The organism is Microbulbifer sp. ABF4_143, from assembly GCF_056160225.1.
This window is the reverse complement of record NZ_JBSWWT010000016.1, coordinates 96,126-113,460: the sequence shown is the minus strand read 5'-3', so window position 1 is coordinate 113,460 and position 17,335 is coordinate 96,126. Positions and strand designations below refer to the sequence as shown.

The following is a 17,335-nucleotide window of genomic DNA, read 5'->3' as shown; positions in this document are numbered from 1 at the left end:
GCGGGGGGGGGGGGAGAGGGAACGTTTGGGGGCTTTTGGGCGGGGGGCCCCCCCCCCCCAAGCCTCCAGGGATGGATGCGCGGCGTGTCCCGCAAAGCGCCACCGGTAGCAGGGCCGCCACCTCCCCTTGATTACTGAAAAGAGGAAGGGGCTTCTCACATAAGGAGATTATTCATGGCCAATGTACTGATTATCGGCGCCGGCGGCGTCGGCCAGGTGGTGGCGCACAAGTGCGCCCAGGTGGAAGAGGTGTTCGAGAATATCACCCTCGCCAGCCGCACCAAGAGCAAGTGCGACAAGATCGCCGAGATGCTGCCGCGCAAGATCGACACCGCCGAGGTGGACGCGGACAATGTGCCGCAGTTGGTGAAGCTGATCGAGAAGGTCAAGCCGGACATGGTCATCAACGTGGCCCTGCCGTACCAGGACCTGCACATTATGGACGCCTGCCTGGAAACCGGCGTGCACTACCTGGACACTGCCAACTACGAGCCGCCGGAAGAGGCCAAGTTCGAGTACAAGTGGCAGTGGGCCTACCAGGACAAGTTCGAGAAGGCCGGCCTGATGGCACTGCTCGGCAGCGGTTTCGATCCGGGTGTGACCAGCGTCTTCACCGCCTATGCGAAGAAGCATCACTTCGACCGCATCAAGACGCTGGACATCATCGACTGCAACGCCGGTGACCACGGCCTGCCGTTCGCGACCAACTTCAACCCGGAGATCAATATCCGCGAGATCACCGCCAACGGCCGCTACTGGGAAAACGGCGAGTGGGTCACCACCAAGCCGATGGAGGAGAAGCGCGTGTTCAGCTTCCCCGAGGGTATCGGCGAGAAGGACATCTACCTGCTCTACCACGAGGAGCTGGAATCCCTGTCGAAGCACTTCCCGGAAATCGAGCGCGCGCGCTTCTGGATGACCTTCGGTGCCAGCTACCTGAAACACCTGGAGGTGCTGCAGAACGTCGGCATGACCAGCATCGAGCCGATCGAATTCCAGGGCCAGCAGATAGTGCCGATCCAGTTCCTGAAGGCGCTGCTGCCGGATCCGGCCAGCCTCGGCCCGCTGACCAAGGGCAAGACCTGTATCGGCAATATCATCCGCGGTATCCCCAAAGAGAAAACCGGAGACGGCCAGGAAAAGATCTACTACATCTACAACATCTGCGACCACCAGGAGGCCTACAAGGAGGTGCAGTCCCAGGCCATCTCCTACACTACCGGCGTGCCGGCGATGATCGGCGCCAAGATGATGCTGGAAGGCAAGTGGATGAAGCCGGGCGTCTGGAACCTGGAGCAGCTGGATCCGGATCCGTTTATGCACGACCTGAACCAGTACGGCCTGCCGTGGCAGGAAACCTGGCTGGATAAGCCGTTCCAATAATTTTTGGGCTTGGCCCTGTTGTGCGCCTCGATCGGCGCCTGGGCGGGCCTGCTGCCGGGATTCGTTTGCGGGACACGCCGTGAATGCGTCCATGTAGGCTTGTCTGCGAGGTCCCTCTCGCAGACAGTCCCGCAAACGAATCCCGGCATCAGGCCCTTCGCATCTGACGTTTACGATACTGGCAGCTTTCTATGGACCTGACTCCGCGAATCGACTATTTCGGCAACTTCGATCCGACCCGCGTACCCTCCCCCTGCTTCGTCGTCGACGAGCGGGCGCTACGCGACAACCTCGAGGTGCTGGCCGACGTGCAGAAGCGCAGCGGCGCCAAGATTCTGGCCGCGCTGAAGGCATTCTCTATGTGGAGCACCGGCCCGATAGTCGCCGAGTATCTATCCGGCACCTGTGCCTCCGGCCTCTATGAAGCCAGACTCGGCTTCGAGGAGTATGGCGGAAAGGAGCTCGGCAAAGAGGTGCATGTGTTCAGCGCCGGCTACAAGGAGGAGGAGCTGCGGGAGATACTCGGGTTCGCCCACCATGTGATCTTCAACTCCTTCTCCCAGTGGAAGCGCTACAAGGACCTGTGCCTCGAGGCGCAGAAGCAGAGACCGGAGCTGCGCTTCGGCCTGCGCATCAATCCCGAGCACTCCGAGGGCCATACGGAACTCTACGATCCCTGCGCCCCCTGCTCGCGCCTCGGCATAGTGCGCTCGCTGTTCGACGGCGAGGACCTGGACGGCATCAGCGGCCTGCACTTCCACACGCTGTGCGAGCAGGATTTCAAACCGCTCGAGCGCACCATCGCCGCGGTGGAGGAAAAGTTCGGCCATCTGCTGCCGCAGATGGAGTGGATCAATTTCGGCGGCGGCCACCATATCACCCGCTGTGATTACCAGATAGACGAGCTGGTGGACGCGGTGCGCGCCTTCTCCGACAGGCACAAGGTGCAGATCTACCTGGAGCCCGGCGAGGCGATCTCGCTGTTCGCCGGCATTCTGGTGGCCGAGGTGGTGGACATCACCTGGAACGGCCAGAAGCAGGCGATACTCGATGCGTCGGCCACCTGCCATATGCCGGACGTGCTGGAGATGCCCTACCGCCCGGAAATCACCGGCGCCGCCCGCCCCGGCGAGCTGCCCCACGACTACCGCCTCGGCGGCCAGAGCTGCCTGGCCGGGGACAGCATCGGCGAGTACAGCTTTAACGACCCGCTCAAGGTCGGCGACCGGCTGGTGTTCGAGGAGATGGCCTACTACACCATGGTCAAGACCAACACCTTCAACGGCATACCGCTGCCGGCGATTGCGCTGTGGAACTCCAAGACCGACGAGCTGAAAATCGTGAAAGAGTTCGGCTACGAGGACTTCAAGAACCGCCTCTCCGGCCGGGACTGGAAAACGCTCGAGCGCACTTCCGGCGACGAAGACGGCGGCTGCGCCTAACCCCTGATGACTTTGGATTGCGGTAGGAGCGGCCCATGGCCGCGATCGGGCTCGCGGGCTCCCCGGACATCGATCGCGGCCATGGGCCGCTCCTACAAGCAAAGGACGAGAACCATGCTCTCAGAAAACGACTACCCGATCTTCCTCGGCTCCGAAATCCAGAAGCCGAAACCGGAAGACGCCCTCTTCCATATAATCCCGATCCCGTACGAGGAGACCGTCTCCTACGGCGGCGGCACCGGCAAGGGGCCGGCGGCGATACTGGAGGCCTCCTGGCAGCTGGAGACCTACGACAACTTCTCCTACCCGTGCGAGCTGGGCATCTACACCCGCAGCCCGGTCAACGTGTCCGGCGCGCCCGAGCAGGTCATGGACAATATCGCCGCGGCCACCCGCGAGGTGCTGGAACTGGGCAAGATGCCGGTGGGAATCGGCGGCGAGCACTCGGTGACCTGGGGCGTGATCAAGGGCTATCTGGACGCGGGTATCGAGGACTTCGGCGTGGTGCAGATAGACGCCCACGCGGACCTGCGCGACCGCTACGAGGGCCAGAAGCACAGCCACGCCAGCGTGATGCGCTTGGTGGTGGAGGCGGGTATACCGCTGTTCCAGCTGGGTATCCGCGCCTACTGTGAGGAGGAGATGGGCGCGCGGGAGAAATACGGCGTCCGCTACCTGGACGCGCACCAGCTGGTGCCCACCAACGTGCAGGAATTCGAACTGCCGCAGGACTTCCCGAAGAAGGTGTTCTTCACGCTGGATATCGACGGTCTGGACCCGTCGGTCTTCCCCTCCACCGGCACCCCGGTGCCCGGCGGCCTCGGCTGGTACCAGACGCTGAACCTGTTCGAGTCGGTGGCGAAGCAGCGCGAGATTATCGGCTTCGACCTGCTCGAATTCGCGCCCATCGAGGGCTTCCACGCCTACGACTTCGCCGCCGCGCAGCTGCTGTACAAGCTGATGGGCATAGTGCAACGCACCAGAAGGGTTTAGTGCAACGCACCAGAAGGGGTTAGTGCCGCGCCGCCGAGGCGGCGCCGGCCGCCGCTAGACAACCCGCTCCAGTACATCGGTGGCCCTGTGGGTCGCCGATACCCCGTCGATCAGTATCACATCGCCGTCGCTGTTGCGCCTGCGCAGCGGCAGTATCTCCCGGTAGGCCGCCGACTGATACCAGTCCCGGGCGCCGTCCAGGTCGGGGAACTCGATGATGATCAGGTCGCCGCCCCAGTTGCCCTCCAGGGATTCAAACGGCCCCCCGTGCACCAGGAAGCGCCCGCGATAGGGCGCCAGTGTGGCATCGATCTTGCGCAGGTACTCGACGATATCCTCTCCCACATCCACATTGTGCAGATGTCCTATGGCGTAAGCGGGCATGGTGCCTCCCTGTTTCAGCCTGTTTACCGGATGAACAGGGGCAAGTTACGCGCGTGAAATCCCCGCGTCGATTACCGCTGCGGTAAGTGCCGGCCCTTTTACGTCGGAACGGCGGCGGAATCCACCCCAAGTAGGGAGCGCAGCAGGTCTGCGGTGGCGGCATCGGCCGGGAAAAACGCCTCTATCGCCAGTTCGGACAGGGTCACATCCACCGGCGTGCCGAACACCGTGGTGGTGCTGATCAGGGACAGGGTGCCGCTGTCGGTGGCCAGCCGCAGGGGCACGACAATATCGGGCTCGGAATCGGGCAATTCCGCAACCCCGGGCTGCGGCAGCTCCTCCAGCTCCCGCAACAGTGCCGCCAGCAGCGGGTCGGCACTGCTATCCCGCTGCTGACGCAGGCGCGACAGCAGGTGCGCGCGCCACTGGGACAGGTTCTCGATCCTGGGCGCCAGGCCCCGCGGGTGCAGGCTGAGGCGCAGCACATTGACCGGGGGCCGCAACAGCTCCGGCGCCACGCCGGCCAGCAGTGCCCCCAGCGCGCGGTTGGCGCTTACCAGGTTCCAGTGCCGGTCCACGGCCAGGGCCGGGTAGGGTTCGTGACCGGCCAGCACCTGTCCCACCGCGCGGCGCGCGGCGGCCAGCGCCGTGTCGTCCAGGGGCCGCTCCGGATAGGCCGGCGCATAGCCGGCGGCGAGCAGGAAGCGGTTGCGCTCCCGCAGTGGCACCCCCAGGTGCTCACACAGGTGCAGCAACATGTCGCGGCTCGGCCTGGCGCGCCCAGTTTCGACAAAACACAGGTGTTTGGCCGAGATATCGGCCTCACAGGCCAATGCCAGCTGGCTCAGGCGTCGGCGCTGGCGCCAGTGGCGCACCAGGTTCCCGACCGATGGGTTTTCCTTTTCCATTGACGCAAGATAGCGCCGCTGTCGGCAGCCGTCCATCAGTGGGGGCCGCGGGCTGTTCCCGCCGCGAATTTCACACTTCTTAACGTCCAGGCGTGGCGGAGGGCAGAGCACAGGGGTTAAAATTTAACCTATGTAAGCAATCACTTCGCCGGAGAGACTGTGAAGACGCTAAAAACGCTGATCGGAGCCATCGCCCTGCTGGCCCTGGCGGCATTCGCCTTCAGCCCGCCGGCCGACGCGGCGCCGCGCGGCTACGAGCGCGGCGGGCACGGCTACCACCGCCCCTACAAACCCTACAGACACTGGCACCATCACCACGGGCCCCGCCGCTGGGGGCCGCGTATTTCCGTCGGTTTTGTGGCGCCGATACTGCCCGCCGGCTATATAAGCCTGGCCGTCGGCGGCCACCCCTACTATTACCACGGCGGCTACTTCTACCGCCCGGCGCCGTCGGGCTATGTGGTGGTCACCGCGCCGCTGGGCGCGTCGGTAGTGTCGCTGCCGGCCAGCGCGGTGCGGATCGAGATAGGTGGCGCCGTCTACTACCAGTACGCGAACGCCTACTATCAGTGGCATCCCGCCAGCCGCGCCTATGTCGTGGTGCCGCCGCCGGCAGGCGTCGCGGCGCCGTCGCCCTCCCCCGCCGGTCCCTCCGGCTATGCGCCGGGCCAGGTGGTGGAGACGCTGCCGCCGGGCTATACGGCGGAAGTGATCAACGGGGTGCAGTACTACCGTTACGGCAGCGACTACTTTATGCCGACCCAGCGGGACGGGCGCGAGGTCTACGTGGTCGTCAGGCTGTAACCGGTCAGCCCGTGAAAACGGGCAAACTGACTCAGGGCGCGGTTGAAACTCGCCTCCAGCGCGGAGCCGGGTTTTCCCTGCCAGTGCAGCGCCTCGATGCGCAACAGACCCGCCGCCCGGTCCGCTTTCAGGTCCACGACACCGGCGAAGCTGTCGCCGTACAGAATCGGCAGGCAGAAATAACCGAAGCGGCGCTTCGGCGCCGGCAGGTAGCACTCCAGCTGATAGTCGAAATCGAACAGGCGCTTTAGCCGTTTGCGCTGCAATACCAGCGGGTCGAAGGGGGAAAGCAGCCGCACCCGGCGCGGCGGCCTGACCGGACCGACCTGCCCGCCCTCGGCCAATAACAGTTCCCTGCCCTGCACCAGCAATTCGCCGCTTTTCAGCATCTTTTCCACCGCGTTTTCGATCAGCGGCCTGTCGTGCCTGCGCAGATAGGCGATCTCCTCGGTGCGGCCGATACCCTGGCAGCGCAGGAAAGTGCGCACCAGGTGGCGGCCGTAGTCCAGGTCACTGGCCCTGGCCGTCTGCACATGGGCGGGCAGCAGCCGCTCCGGCAGATCGAAGACTTTCTGGAAGCCGTCGCGGTGGCTGACCATCAGCTCGCCCTCGTGGAACAGCTGCTCCAGCGCCTTCTTCTCGTCGGCCCAGGCCCACCAGCCGCCCCTGGCTCTGACGAAATCGCTGGCCTTGAGCGGGCCCTCGGCGCGCACCCGATCCAGTACATAGCGGCACAATTTGGCGTTCTTCTCAAACCAGTGCCGCTGGCCCTCGCGGATGCGGTCCATGCGCACGCGGGCGAAGCGGTAGTGCGCCATCGGCAGATAGGCGGCGGCGTGGGACCAGTACTCGAAGATCTCGCGGCGCTGCTCCGCCTGCGCCAGTTGCTGTTCGCGGTAGCGCGGCAGGCGGTTGTAGAGCTGGTGGTGGTGGGCGCGGGCGATGCGCTGGATGGCATCCAGCTGCAGCGCGCCCAGGTGGCGGATCAGGGACACCAGGTCGCCGGGCCAGGGGTTGTGGATATACTGGCGCTCGATAACCAGTGCGCGGATGGATTTATTCGACAGCAATACAGCCTCCTGGGGGGGGCGAACGACCGCCACGGGTGGCGGCAACGCGGATTTTACAGGAACAGAAATCTGTCTTGCGTTCGCCCTTGGTGGCCATTGGTACCAGCTCCGATGCGAAGGCCCTGATGCCGGTGGCTGTTTGCGGGACTGTCTGCGAGAGGGACCTCGCGGACAAGCCTACAGGGATGTATTCACGGCGCGCCCCGCAAGAGCCGCCACATAATCACCTACAGGGCTCCAGCCGCGAGGGCTCTCAAGCTAAGGGCGAACACGCGGTTCCTTCCGGCCACTGCAGGTATTCGCGGCGCCTTCGGCCCCTACGGATCGGAGGTCGAGGCGATTAGTCGCCCTGGTAATACTCCGGCGCCAGGTTGTCGAAGCGGGTGTACTTGCCGACGAAGGCGGCGCGGCAGGTGCCGATTTCGCCGTTGCGCTGCTTGCCGATAATCAGTTCGGCCATGCCCTTGTCCGGGCTGTCCTCGTTGTAGTACTCGTCGCGGTAGATAAACAGGATCACGTCGGCGTCCTGCTCGATGGCGCCGGATTCCCGCAGGTCCGAGTTCATCGGCCGCTTGTTCGGGCGCTGCTCCACGCCGCGGTTCAGCTGCGACAGGGCGATCACCGGGCAGTTGTACTCCTTCGCCAGGGCCTTCAGGGAGCGGGAGATCTCGGAGATCTCCTGGGTGCGGCCCTCGGTGCTGCCCTTGACCTGCATCAGCTGCAGGTAGTCCACCATGATCATGGCCGGCATGCTCTTCGCCTCGGCCTCCTCGCGGGTCAGCTTTGGGTTCTCGCGCATCAGTTTGTTGGTGTGATCGCGCACCGTGCGCTTGACCCGCGCCCGCACCTCGCTCGGGCTGAGCGCCGGGGTGTCGTCGATATACAGCGCCTTGCCCTTCATCTTCTGCACCGCGCTGGACAGCTTCGGCCAGTCCTCCTCCTGCAGCTTGCCGTTGCGGATACGGCCCTGGTCGATGCGGCCGATGGAGGACAGCATCCGCATGACCAGGCTGTCGGCGGGCATCTCCATGCTGAAGATCAGGGTCGGCCTGTCCTGGCTCAACATGGCGCTCTCGATAAAGTTCAGCGCCAGCGCCGTCTTGCCCATGGACGGGCGCGCGGCGAGGATGATCAGTTCCCCCGGCTGCCAGCCGGAGGTGCGCTGATCCAGCTCGGTCAGGCCGGTGCTGAGGCCGGTGATATCCCCTTCGCTCTTGAACAGCTCGTCGATACGCTCGACCGTCTGCTTCAGCAGCGCGTCGACGCCGACGAAGCCGCCCTCCTTCGCGCGCCCCTCGGCGATCTCCGCCACGCGGCGCTCGGCCATCTGCAGCAGGTCGGCGGAGGCCAGGCCGCCGGGGTTGAAGCTGGTGCGGCTGATCTCGCCGGCGGCGGCGATCAGCTGGCGCAGCATGGAGCGCTCACGCACTATCTTGGCGTAGGCGACGATATTGGCCGCGGACGGGGTGTTCTCGGCCAGTTCGGCCAGGTAGGCGGCGCCGCCCACTTCCGCGAGCAGGTCGCGGCTGGCCAGGGCTTCGGCCAGGGTGACGATATCCAGCGGCTGCTCGCCATCGGTCAGCTCGCGCATCACCGCGAAGATCTTGCGGTGGCTGGCGACGAAGAAATCCGCCTCGCCCAGCTGCTCGGCGACGGCGTCGATGCGGCCCGGGTCCAGCATCAGGCCGCCCAGTACCGACTGCTCCGCCTCCACCGAGTGCGGCAGCGGCGAAGTCTCTTCGGTGGACACTTCTTGTTCGGGAACGGCGTAGTCGTCGATCATAGGGATTTACTGGATACGGAAACGAATCGGGCGCTGAACCCGACAGGGGATTCAGCGCCCGATTGTAGCGCGACTTGCGCCGCTGTAGGAGCGGCCCATGGCCGCGATCACACCTTCCAGATACTCAGGAACCCGGTCTCGGCCATGGGCCGCTCCTACAAGGAGGGGAAAGCGCAGCGGCGCGCTTATTCCGCCTCGATCACTACCTTGACGGTGGCGATCACGTCGGAGTGCAGCTGTACGTCGACGTCGTACTCGCCCACTTCGCGCAGCGCACCCTGGGGCAGCTTCACCTCGGCCTTGGCCACTTCGACACCGGCGGCGGTGATTGCCTCGGCGATGTCGCGGGTGCCGATGGAGCCGAACAGCTTGCCTTCGTCGCCGGCATTCGCGGCGATGGTCACGGACAGGTCGGCCAGCTTGGCGGCGCGGCCTTCGGCTTCGCTCAGCTTGGCGGCTGCGGCGGCTTCCAGTTCGGCGCGCTTGGCTTCGAACTCGGCGATATTGGCTTCAGTCGCCGGAACCGCCTTGCCTGTCGGCAGCAGGAAGTTGCGGCCAAAACCGGCTTTGACTTCAACGCGGTCGCCCACGTTGCCCAGTTTGCCTACTTTATCGAGCAGAATAACTTCCATCTCGGTTTCCTCAATTTCAGTTTTTGTGCGGACCCGCCTGCCGGTGTCGGCTATTTAGCAGAGCGCCCGCGAATATCTATCCAGCTATCTATCAGCGCCAGGCCGCACAGGAAGCCGGCCAGCGGCAGGGCCGCGATCACCAGCATCACATACAGCGCCACCAGCGGCCCGCGCCCCCACCCCCTGTCAGCCACCTGCCAGTGAATCAGGGCGATACCGGCGACCACCATCGGGAAGGCCGCCACAGCCCCCCAGAACACATAGTCCTGGGTCAGCAGACTGTACACCCACACCAGCATGCCGGCCGCCGCCAGCGGCAGCGGCATACGCAGCCGGTGGAACTCCTGGCGGAAACCGCCGGGGTTGTACAGCAGCGCCTGCCAGTGGCGCCCCAGCACCAGGGCCAGGGTCGCGGTGATGGCCGAAACCCAGCTCAGGTATCCGGTGGCGAGAGACTCACTGCCGAATATCTGCTGCAGCTGTTCCGCCTGGTCGCCGCCGGATTCCCGCGCCGCCTGCAGCAGACTCTGCAACAGGCCGCCGCTGAAATGGGCGGTGAGCAGTATGCCCAGCGCCGCCACCGCGGTCAGCGCAACCAGGGCCGCGGCCCAGGAGCGGCTGCTGCGCAGCGTCAGCGCGCCGCAAAAAACCGCGGCGAAGTGACTGGCCGCGAGACCGGTCATCAGCGGCGACATATAGCCGCTCACACCCGCGGCAATCACCGGCAGCAGCGCCCAGGCCAGAACCATCAGGCCGTCGCTGCCACCGCGGCGCAGGCTCACCAGAGCCAGCGCCGCCGGGCTGATCAGCGGTATGCCCACCATGGTGATGAGCACCGCGCGCACGCGCCCGCGCATGATGAATTCGGCCAGGGCGCGCACTTCTAGATAGCTTCTCTTGTAAAACGTCTAAGCACTAAAACCCAGGTTTCCGGGCTTAGGCTTCGTGGCTGTCCGTGTACGGCAGCAGGGCCAGGTAACGGGCGCGCTTGACCGCGGTGGCCAGTTGGCGCTGATACTTGGCTTTGGTGCCGGTAATGCGGCTCGGAACGATCTTGCCGGTCTCGGAGATGTAGGCCTTCAGGGTATCGAGATCCTTGTAGTCGATACGCTTGACGCCTTCAGCGGTGAAACGGCAGAACTTGCGACGACGGAAAAAACGTGCCATCTGATAATCCCCTTACTCTTCGCTTTCGGCGTTATCGGAAGATTGCTCTTCCGCTTCGGAGGAAGACTTGCCTTCCTCGGCGCGCTCGCGACGCTCGGAACGCTCTGCGCGGGCGGCCTTGCGCTCGCGGCTCTCTTTCTCCGCCTTCATGATCGGGCTCTCTTCGGTGATGGCCTCGTCTTCGCGGATCACCAGGTTGCGCAGTACGGCGTCGTTGTAGCGGAAGTTGGTGGTCAGCTCTTCCAGAGCCTCTTCCGTGCACTCGACGTTCATCAGCACATAGTGGGCTTTGTGGATCTTGTTGATCGGGTAAGCCAGGCGGCGGCGGCCCCAGTCTTCCAGGCGGTGAACCTGACCACCGCTCTCCTTGATGGAAGCGGTGTAGCGCTCCACCATGCCGGGCACCTGCTCGCTCTGATCCGGGTGGACCAGGAATACAATTTCGTAATGACGCATTTTCGCTCCTTACGGGTTAAACAGCCTCCCGGGCAATCCGGTGAGGCAAGGAGTACAACGGGCCCGGATACACTGGGCCCATTGCGGGCGGCGTATTCTAGGGGGTTGGCGTACTGGTTGCAAGTTGATCAATCCCCGGCGCGCGCGCCGGCTTCGGCCGAGGCGCGGCGCGGGGGCTTGTGGCCGGCTGGGCTCGGGCTTAGAAGGTGTAGCGAAGGCCCAGGCTCGCCTCGGTCTTGTCGTGGGTATAGAGATCGAAGCTCTCTTCGTTATCGGTCAGTGCGACTTTTCCGGCCAGTTGCAGCCTCGGCGAGAGATTGTATTGCGACTGCAACCAGGATCTGAGTCTGTCGGCCTCGCGGACCGCCCGCTTCACGGTGCCGTCGCTGTCCGTCAGGCTGTTGACGCCGTCGTACTCGCTGCTGCGGTACTCCACACCGGCGGAAAGCACCCAGTTGTCACGCAGCGGCCATTCCAGCTCCAGGGCCGTGCTGTGCCGGGTCGGCGAATAGCTGTAGAAGGCACCGCCCTCCCCCTCGAGATCTGCCCGGTCGTTCAGCTCCAGCCGGTAGAGCGCATTGGCCGTCACCGGGCCCAGCGGGCGCTGCAGTTTTGCCTCGAAACGGTGGCGCCAGCCATCCAGGTGGGCGTAGTCGCTGCCACCGCTGTAGTGGGCGGGCAGATAGGCGAGGCTCAGTCTGGACCCGGAAAAGGTCCGCTGTACGCGCCCGATCAGCCGGGTGCCGCGGGTGAGCTGCTCGCCGTCGAGGAATGTGGAGTCGGCGGCAATACCCAGCTCCGCCCGCCATCCCTTCCAGTTCAAATCGCGGGACAGGCCGAGGCTGTAGCTGCTCACATCCAGCGAGTGGTACTCGGAGTGGCCGCGGCTGAAGGCGGAGGCCTGCAGTCTCCAGCCGTCGGCGGCGGTGCCCTGCAAGCGGTACTGCCCCCAGGCGAACAGCTCTGTGTAGCTGTCTTCGGCGAGCGTTGAATCCTGCACCAGCTCATCCTGCAGGGCGAAGACATTGTCGTCATAGCCGGCGGAGGCGCTGGCGATGGCCAGCCACCGCCGGGCGGCGGGCGCCGGGGCACGCGGCTCTGCCGGCGCCAGCGCGGCCAGGCGCCTGCTGGAGAGGGCGCGCAGTTTTTCCGACTTGGCACTCGCCTCCACCCGGGTGTAATGGCGGACGGCGCGGGACCTGTCCCCCTGTTTTTCCGCAACCAGGCCCAGTTGGAAGCGCGCCAGGTCCCGCCACTCTGGGGCGTCCAGCAGCTGCCGGAAATGGCGGCCGGCCTCGCGGTAATTGCCCAGTTTGAAATGGGTAACGCCGATATTGTAAGTCAGCTTCGAGCCGCCGCCTCCCCGCTGCTGCTGCCGCTCGAACAGCGCCAGGGCGCTCTGGTATTCCCCGCGCTTGAACGCCGCAGTGCCCTGGGCAAAGTAATCCTGCGCCTGCGCGATCGATGCAGCGGTCACCAGCCCCGCGATGGCCGCTGCCATTATTGCTCTTATCCGCATCGTGATATATCCGTCATTCTTAACGCAAAAAACGGCCGGGCATTGCTGCCCGACCTTCAACGCGTCGCAATAGTGTTGTTAATGGCCGACTCAGCTTCCGGGGGTATCCGGAATATTGTCGGTCGCTTCGTCGATCACAGAATCCAGGTCGATCGGCAACCGGTCTTTGATGTCATCTGGAATATTGTCCAGCACGTCTTCGGGGATATTGTCCGCCGCGCCGCCGGACAGGGCATTCTTCAGAGCCTCCTCCGCGGCCTCGCTGGCATTGTTGGCCGCCTCCTGCACGGCCTCCCGGGCACTTTTCACCGCCTCTTTTGCCTGGTCCGCGGCCTGAGCTGCCGCACCTTCGGCCGCGGCCTCCATCTCCCCGGCCTTCTCGAGTTCCTCTTGCACCTTGCTCTCGCTGCGCTGACGCGCCGCGTTGGCCGTCGCCAGACCGAAGGCCACGGCCTCTTTCGCTGCGTCACCGGCCTCTCGCGGCAGCTCGATCACGTTGATCACATCCGCTACATCGCCGTCGGCTTCCACCACCGTTATCGTCACATCCAGGTCGTCACCGCTCTCGTCATCGGCAAACACCGGGGCGCTTATCAGCGCGGAGAAGAACAGTGCCACCGGGGGCAGTTTCTTGAACGCCTTCACTTTTAGCCTCACATCTTTATTCTGGGGAAGTTTAAATCAGTGGTGTCGAGTCGGCCGCAGCCGCTTCGGAATCCCGCAGCTTTACCGGCACCCTGAACTCCTTGCGCGCACCGCGGTGCTCTATCTGGATCAGGATCTCTGTTTCGCCCACAACCTGCCGCGGGCGCAGCGGCAGGGTGAGCCGGTTGGAGCCGGCACTCAGGTCCGCCTGCCACTGGAGCTCGCGGGTATCGCCGTAGCCGTCGAGCGCCAGATTCTCCGGCAGCGACACCCGGATGGTGGCGCCCTGCAGGGCGCGGGGCGTATCCAGGGACACACTGACCGGCAGCGCAGCGGCAAGCGGCTGCGGCGCGGGAGGCACCGGCTGCTGCCAGCGGGGCAGCGCCATCCATACCGCCAGCAACAGGCTGGCGGCGGTTGCCAGCTGCCACCCCCACGCCCGCGAGGGGGGCGCCTCCCGCCTCTCCCGCACCGCCGCGCCCAGCGCCCGCTCTTCAAAGCCCTGTGCGGGCTCCGGCGCCGGCATGGTGCGCAGCAGACGCACCAGCCTGAGCTCCTCGGCGTGATCGCGACAGCCGCCGCACTGGCGGAGATGTGCCAGCAGTACAGCGCTGTTCTGCTCCCGCATCAGCTCCAGTTCCCGCCTCGCCTGACTGCATTCCATACTCACCTCCTCGACACCGATTAACACGCGCGACAGCTGTCAATGGTTCCCGGCTGCAGCGCCATTTTCAGTTTCTTGCGCGCGCGATGCAGCCGGGACTTTACAGTGCCCACATTGATTTCCAGTATTTCCGCCACTTCCAGCGCCGTGTAACCCTCCACATCGTGCAGTAGCACCACGTCGCGCCAGCCATCATCCAGCTCCGCCAATGCCCGATTCAGAGCCCGCTGCAGCTCCAGGCGCTGGTAGGGGTTGTACTCGCCGGATTGGGCCTCCTGAAAAAAGGCGTCGTCACTCTCCCAGGTTGCGCCCTCATCGATGGGGGAACTCACGCGGCGGCGATAGAGATCCACATAGCGGTGGTAGAGCACCTTCACCAACCAGGGACCCGGCTTGTCCACCGCGGCCAGTTCCTCGAAGCGGGGAAACAGGCGGGTCAGCACGTCCTGTACCAGGTCCTCGGCCTCAGCCCGGTTCTGCGTCCAGCGGTAGGCCATGCGGTACATCAGCCGGAGATGCGGGCGCACCAGGGCGGTAAAGCGGTCTCCCGGCGCAGTGCGGCCGCGGAAAATCTGCATCAAGCTCAACCCACTACTCCTTTGCCGATTGCTCCAATCGAACTGCTAACACGAGGCGAAGTGCAAAAAGGTTCCCACAAAAGACAAAATAAATTTGCGGCGCACAAGTTAGTTACACGACCGCAGCCGCCAAAAGGCTCCTCGCGCAAAAATATTCCGGCAATCAGCGATAAAATAACGAATAAATACTCAACAAGGCCGCGCGGACAGATTGCAATTGCAGAACCCCTTCGCTGCCCCCCCGGGGCGGCGGCGCCGTCAACGGCGGCCCGGGCGCGATCCCGATCCGATCATCCACATATGACCCTTGCGGTTCTTCTTTGTTGCTGGGTGTTTTACCATGCTGGGCCGGATCTCGTACCCGGCTTTTTGTCGGGGGGAATATGGATTCACTGGTCCTGCTGTTCGAGAACGCCGTATCCACAGAAATCTGCGACCATCTGATCCGGCGCTTCCGCGAGGCGCCGGAGAAGCAGCCGGGCAGGACCGGCTCCGGCGTGGACCCGCGCAAGAAAAGCAGCTCGGACCTGTTTATTTCCGCGCTGGACTCCTGGCGGGAGGAGTGTGCGACTGTCAACCAAATAGTCCTGCGCGGCCTGATGGAGTACTGCCGCCGCTATCCGCATCTGCTGACCGGCGCCCTCTCCCCGACCATCTTCGACCAGGCCAGCAACGGGGTGCGCAATCTCACCGCCGCGGATATGAGCCGCGCCAGGGCGGTCGCCCGCAAGCGTCAGAAGATATAGCTGACGCCCAGGCTGGCCTCTGCCTTGTCGTAGGTGTAGACGTCGCGATTTTCCTCGTTGTCGATAACGACAAACTTGCCGTCCAGGCTCAGCCGCGGTGTCAGTTTGAAGCGCGCCGATATCCAGGACTTGATACGGTCGGACTCACGCCGGTAGCTGATCTGATTGCCTTCACCGTCGGTGATGCGGTTGAGCTCGTCGTAGACGCTGCTGCGGAATTCGACGCCGGTCGACAGGTTCCAGCTGGTGGACAGGGACCAGTCCAGCGCGCCGCCGACGGAGTGGCGCACCGGCGAATAGCTGTAGTAGTCCACCTGATCCCGCTCGAGGTCGGCGCGGCCATTGGCGTCATAGCGGTAGTAGGCGCGCACCTCGAAGGCCAGAATCGGGCGCTGCCACTTGACCTCGAAGCGCTGGCGCCAGCCGTCCAGGTAGGCGTACCGGTCCCCCCCCAGGTAGTAGCTGGGGATATAGGACAGGCTCACGCTGGACTGGCCGAAATCCCGCCTCAGCTTGCCGACCAGCTGCGCCTGTCGCGTGACCGTCTCCCCACCCAGATAGACGATCTCCCCGGCGACACCGAGTTCGGCGTTCCAGCCCAGCCACTGGCGGTCCCGGGTCAGGGCCGCGCTGGCGCTGGTCAGGTCGAGGCTGTCCAGTTCGCTGTAGCGCCGCCCGAAACCGTAGCCCTGCAGCCGCCAGCCATCCGCCGATGTTCCGCTGAGCTGGTACTGGCCCCAGGCGAACAGCTCGGCGAAGTTGTCCGCGCCCGCCGATGTATCCTCCAGCAGCTCGTTGCGCAGCGCATAGGCATTGTCGTCGTAGCCGCCGGACAGACTCGCGGTGGCCAGCCAGCGGCGGGCGGCGGGGCCGCGGTTCGCCTTCGCGAGCGCGTTGAGACGGCTCGCCGCCAGGCCGCGCAGCTTCGCCGAGTCCGCGGTTTCGCTGACACGCCGGTAGTGCTTTGCCGCAATCAGGGTTTTGCGGCTGCGCTCGGCGGCCAGGGCGAGATTGAAGCGGGCCAGGTCCTTCCATTCCGGCTCGCTCAGCAGGCGCTGAAAGTAGGCGCTGGCCTCGCGGTAGCGCCGCAGCTTCATCAGCGTCACGCCGGTGTTGTATTTGAGTTTGGCGCTGTCGTTGCCGGCCCGCTCCTCCGCCTCGAACAATTTCAGCGCGCGGCGGTAATCGCCGCCCTTGAATGCCTCTATCCCCTCGGCCAGCTGGCCCTGCGCCAACAGCACCGAGGGCGCGGCCGCCATTGCACCGGCCAGTGCAACCCCAATCAGTTGTTTCCGCACCTCTGTCACCTCTGTATATCCCTATATCTGCTATCTGCGCTCTATCTCTCCATACGCACAACCCGGCACTGCGGTACCGGGTTGTGCCCGCGGTCCGGGACCGCACCGCCGGCAGTCTCAGCCGTCGGGATCCTCGGGCTGGCTGTCCCGCGCTTGATCGAAGAGCGCATCCAGGTCGATGGTCATCTCATTCCTGATATCCTCGGGCAGGCTGTTCAGAATGTCCTGCATCATCTGCTCGATCACCCCCTGGATCTCGGCGCCCGACAGCGCATTTTTCACTGCCTCTTCGACCGCCTCCCGCGCCACCTCGGCCGCGCGCTGCGCGTCCTCGCTCGCGGCATCCGCCGACGAGCGGGCGTTGACGGCCAGCTCGCTGCTGCGCGCCATGGCCTCGCGCACCATCGCCTCGGCCTCCTCCCGGGTTTTCACGTCGCCGCTCTGAATCGCACTTACCGCGGACATGACCGCGGCCATGCTTTCCTCGGCCGCCGCGCGCACATCCTCGGGCAACTCGATACTGTTAAGCACATCCTCGACATTTTCGTTCGCCTCGACGACCGTCAAGGTGACATCCAGATCACTCGGCGCCTCCACCTCCTGCGACAGCGCCGGCAGGGCACAGCAGGCGGCGACAGACACCCCCACGAGCAGCAGCTTCTTCGTCAACATCTTCCGTTACCTCTCTCATCTGACTGATTTCGCGATCGGATCGCAGTTGGGGCCGGAGTGGAAATCTGCGCGACTGGTCCCGGCGCACCCGCTTTCCGTTCCTGACCACTCCTATACACGCGGGGGATATCGCAATGGTTCCCGCGGGGCGGAGAGGGGGCGAACTTTTGGCGTGCAATCGGGCCGCGCGG

At 64.7% G+C, this 17,335-nt stretch carries 19 protein-coding genes; 5 read left to right on the top strand and 14 right to left on the bottom strand.

The genetic code is table 11. The features are described from left to right. The first annotated feature begins 174 nt into the window (after window positions 1-174). The 3 genes from ACXAF3_RS13515 (at window position 175) to speB (ending at window position 3,818) form a co-directional block, all read left to right on the top strand. Window positions 175-1,383, top strand: coding sequence for a saccharopine dehydrogenase family protein (locus tag ACXAF3_RS13515; RefSeq protein ID WP_475112837.1), 1,209 nt, complete (start codon window positions 175-177; stop codon window positions 1,381-1,383). Between the two features lie 191 nt (window positions 1,384-1,574). Continuing rightward, the gene (gene nspC / locus ACXAF3_RS13510) at window positions 1,575-2,825 is read left to right on the top strand and encodes a carboxynorspermidine decarboxylase (protein WP_475112836.1); all 1,251 of its coding nucleotides are present in this window, start codon (window positions 1,575-1,577) and stop codon (window positions 2,823-2,825) included. A 114-nt stretch (window positions 2,826-2,939) separates the two neighbouring features. Continuing rightward, a complete protein-coding gene (gene speB / locus ACXAF3_RS13505) occupies window positions 2,940-3,818 on the top strand; it encodes an agmatinase (RefSeq protein ID WP_475112835.1) in 879 nt (292 codons plus the stop codon). Window positions 3,819-3,872: 54 nt separating this feature from the next. On the opposite strand, the gene ACXAF3_RS13500 is transcribed toward speB, so the two are convergent. Both ACXAF3_RS13500 and ACXAF3_RS13495 read right to left on the bottom strand, forming a co-directional pair. Continuing rightward, window positions 3,873-4,202, bottom strand: a complete 330-nt coding sequence (locus ACXAF3_RS13500) for a DUF1330 domain-containing protein (protein WP_475112834.1) — start codon at window positions 4,200-4,202, stop codon at window positions 3,873-3,875. A gap of 98 nt (window positions 4,203-4,300) precedes the next feature. Further along, window positions 4,301-5,110 carry a helix-turn-helix domain-containing protein gene (locus tag ACXAF3_RS13495; protein ID WP_475112833.1) on the bottom strand — a complete coding sequence of 270 codons (810 nt, stop codon included), beginning with the start codon at window positions 5,108-5,110 and terminating at the stop codon, window positions 4,301-4,303. Between the two features lie 159 nt (window positions 5,111-5,269). On the opposite strand from ACXAF3_RS13495, the gene ACXAF3_RS13490 reads away from it, so the two are divergent. Continuing rightward, entirely contained in the window at window positions 5,270-5,914 is a 645-nt protein-coding gene (locus ACXAF3_RS13490; protein WP_475112832.1) for a DUF6515 family protein, read from the top strand. On the opposite strand, the gene ACXAF3_RS13485 is transcribed toward ACXAF3_RS13490, so the two are convergent. From ACXAF3_RS13485 to ACXAF3_RS13440, 10 genes are all read right to left on the bottom strand, one after another. After that, a complete protein-coding gene (locus ACXAF3_RS13485) occupies window positions 5,893-6,984 on the bottom strand; it encodes a winged helix-turn-helix domain-containing protein (RefSeq protein ID WP_475112831.1) in 1,092 nt (363 codons plus the stop codon). The two genes, ACXAF3_RS13490 and ACXAF3_RS13485, sit on opposite strands and share 22 nt — an antisense overlap. Before the next feature lie 340 nt (window positions 6,985-7,324). Continuing rightward, the gene (gene dnaB / locus ACXAF3_RS13480; protein WP_475112830.1) at window positions 7,325-8,767 is read right to left on the bottom strand and encodes a replicative DNA helicase; all 1,443 of its coding nucleotides are present in this window, start codon (window positions 8,765-8,767) and stop codon (window positions 7,325-7,327) included. A gap of 185 nt (window positions 8,768-8,952) precedes the next feature. Further along, window positions 8,953-9,399 (bottom strand): 50S ribosomal protein L9, encoded by a 447-nt coding sequence (rplI, locus tag ACXAF3_RS13475; RefSeq protein ID WP_475112829.1) that lies wholly within the window; start codon window positions 9,397-9,399, stop codon window positions 8,953-8,955. 50 nt (window positions 9,400-9,449) lie between these two features. After that, a complete protein-coding gene (locus tag ACXAF3_RS13470; RefSeq protein ID WP_475112828.1) occupies window positions 9,450-10,280 on the bottom strand; it encodes a hypothetical protein in 831 nt (276 codons plus the stop codon). A 55-nt stretch (window positions 10,281-10,335) separates the two neighbouring features. After that, window positions 10,336-10,566 carry a 30S ribosomal protein S18 gene (gene rpsR / locus ACXAF3_RS13465; protein ID WP_020411626.1) on the bottom strand — a complete coding sequence of 77 codons (231 nt, stop codon included), beginning with the start codon at window positions 10,564-10,566 and terminating at the stop codon, window positions 10,336-10,338. A 12-nt stretch (window positions 10,567-10,578) separates the two neighbouring features. Beyond that, a complete protein-coding gene (gene rpsF / locus ACXAF3_RS13460) occupies window positions 10,579-11,022 on the bottom strand; it encodes a 30S ribosomal protein S6 (protein WP_475112827.1) in 444 nt (147 codons plus the stop codon). A 199-nt stretch (window positions 11,023-11,221) separates the two neighbouring features. Then, window positions 11,222-12,523, bottom strand: a complete 1,302-nt coding sequence (locus tag ACXAF3_RS13455; RefSeq protein ID WP_475112826.1) for a hypothetical protein — start codon at window positions 12,521-12,523, stop codon at window positions 11,222-11,224. Between the two features lie 108 nt (window positions 12,524-12,631). Next, window positions 12,632-13,198, bottom strand: a complete 567-nt coding sequence (locus ACXAF3_RS13450; protein WP_475112825.1) for a hypothetical protein — start codon at window positions 13,196-13,198, stop codon at window positions 12,632-12,634. Window positions 13,199-13,217: 19 nt separating this feature from the next. Beyond that, window positions 13,218-13,850, bottom strand: a complete 633-nt coding sequence (locus tag ACXAF3_RS13445; RefSeq protein WP_475112824.1) for a hypothetical protein — start codon at window positions 13,848-13,850, stop codon at window positions 13,218-13,220. A 20-nt stretch (window positions 13,851-13,870) separates the two neighbouring features. Beyond that, window positions 13,871-14,428, bottom strand: coding sequence for an RNA polymerase sigma factor (locus tag ACXAF3_RS13440; RefSeq protein ID WP_475112839.1), 558 nt, complete (start codon window positions 14,426-14,428; stop codon window positions 13,871-13,873). A gap of 383 nt (window positions 14,429-14,811) precedes the next feature. On the opposite strand from ACXAF3_RS13440, the gene ACXAF3_RS13435 reads away from it, so the two are divergent. Next, window positions 14,812-15,174, top strand: a complete 363-nt coding sequence (locus ACXAF3_RS13435) for a hypothetical protein (protein ID WP_475112823.1) — start codon at window positions 14,812-14,814, stop codon at window positions 15,172-15,174. Here ACXAF3_RS13435 and ACXAF3_RS13430 read toward each other — a convergent pair. Together ACXAF3_RS13430 and ACXAF3_RS13425 are read right to left on the bottom strand one after the other, a co-directional pair. Next, window positions 15,162-16,472, bottom strand: coding sequence for a tetratricopeptide repeat protein (locus ACXAF3_RS13430; RefSeq protein WP_475112822.1), 1,311 nt, complete (start codon window positions 16,470-16,472; stop codon window positions 15,162-15,164). The two genes, ACXAF3_RS13435 and ACXAF3_RS13430, sit on opposite strands and share 13 nt — an antisense overlap. A gap of 117 nt (window positions 16,473-16,589) precedes the next feature. Further along, on the bottom strand, window positions 16,590-17,144 hold the full coding sequence (locus ACXAF3_RS13425) for a hypothetical protein (RefSeq protein WP_475112821.1): 555 nt from the start codon (window positions 17,142-17,144) through the stop codon (window positions 16,590-16,592). Between the last annotated feature and the right edge of the window lie 191 nt (window positions 17,145-17,335).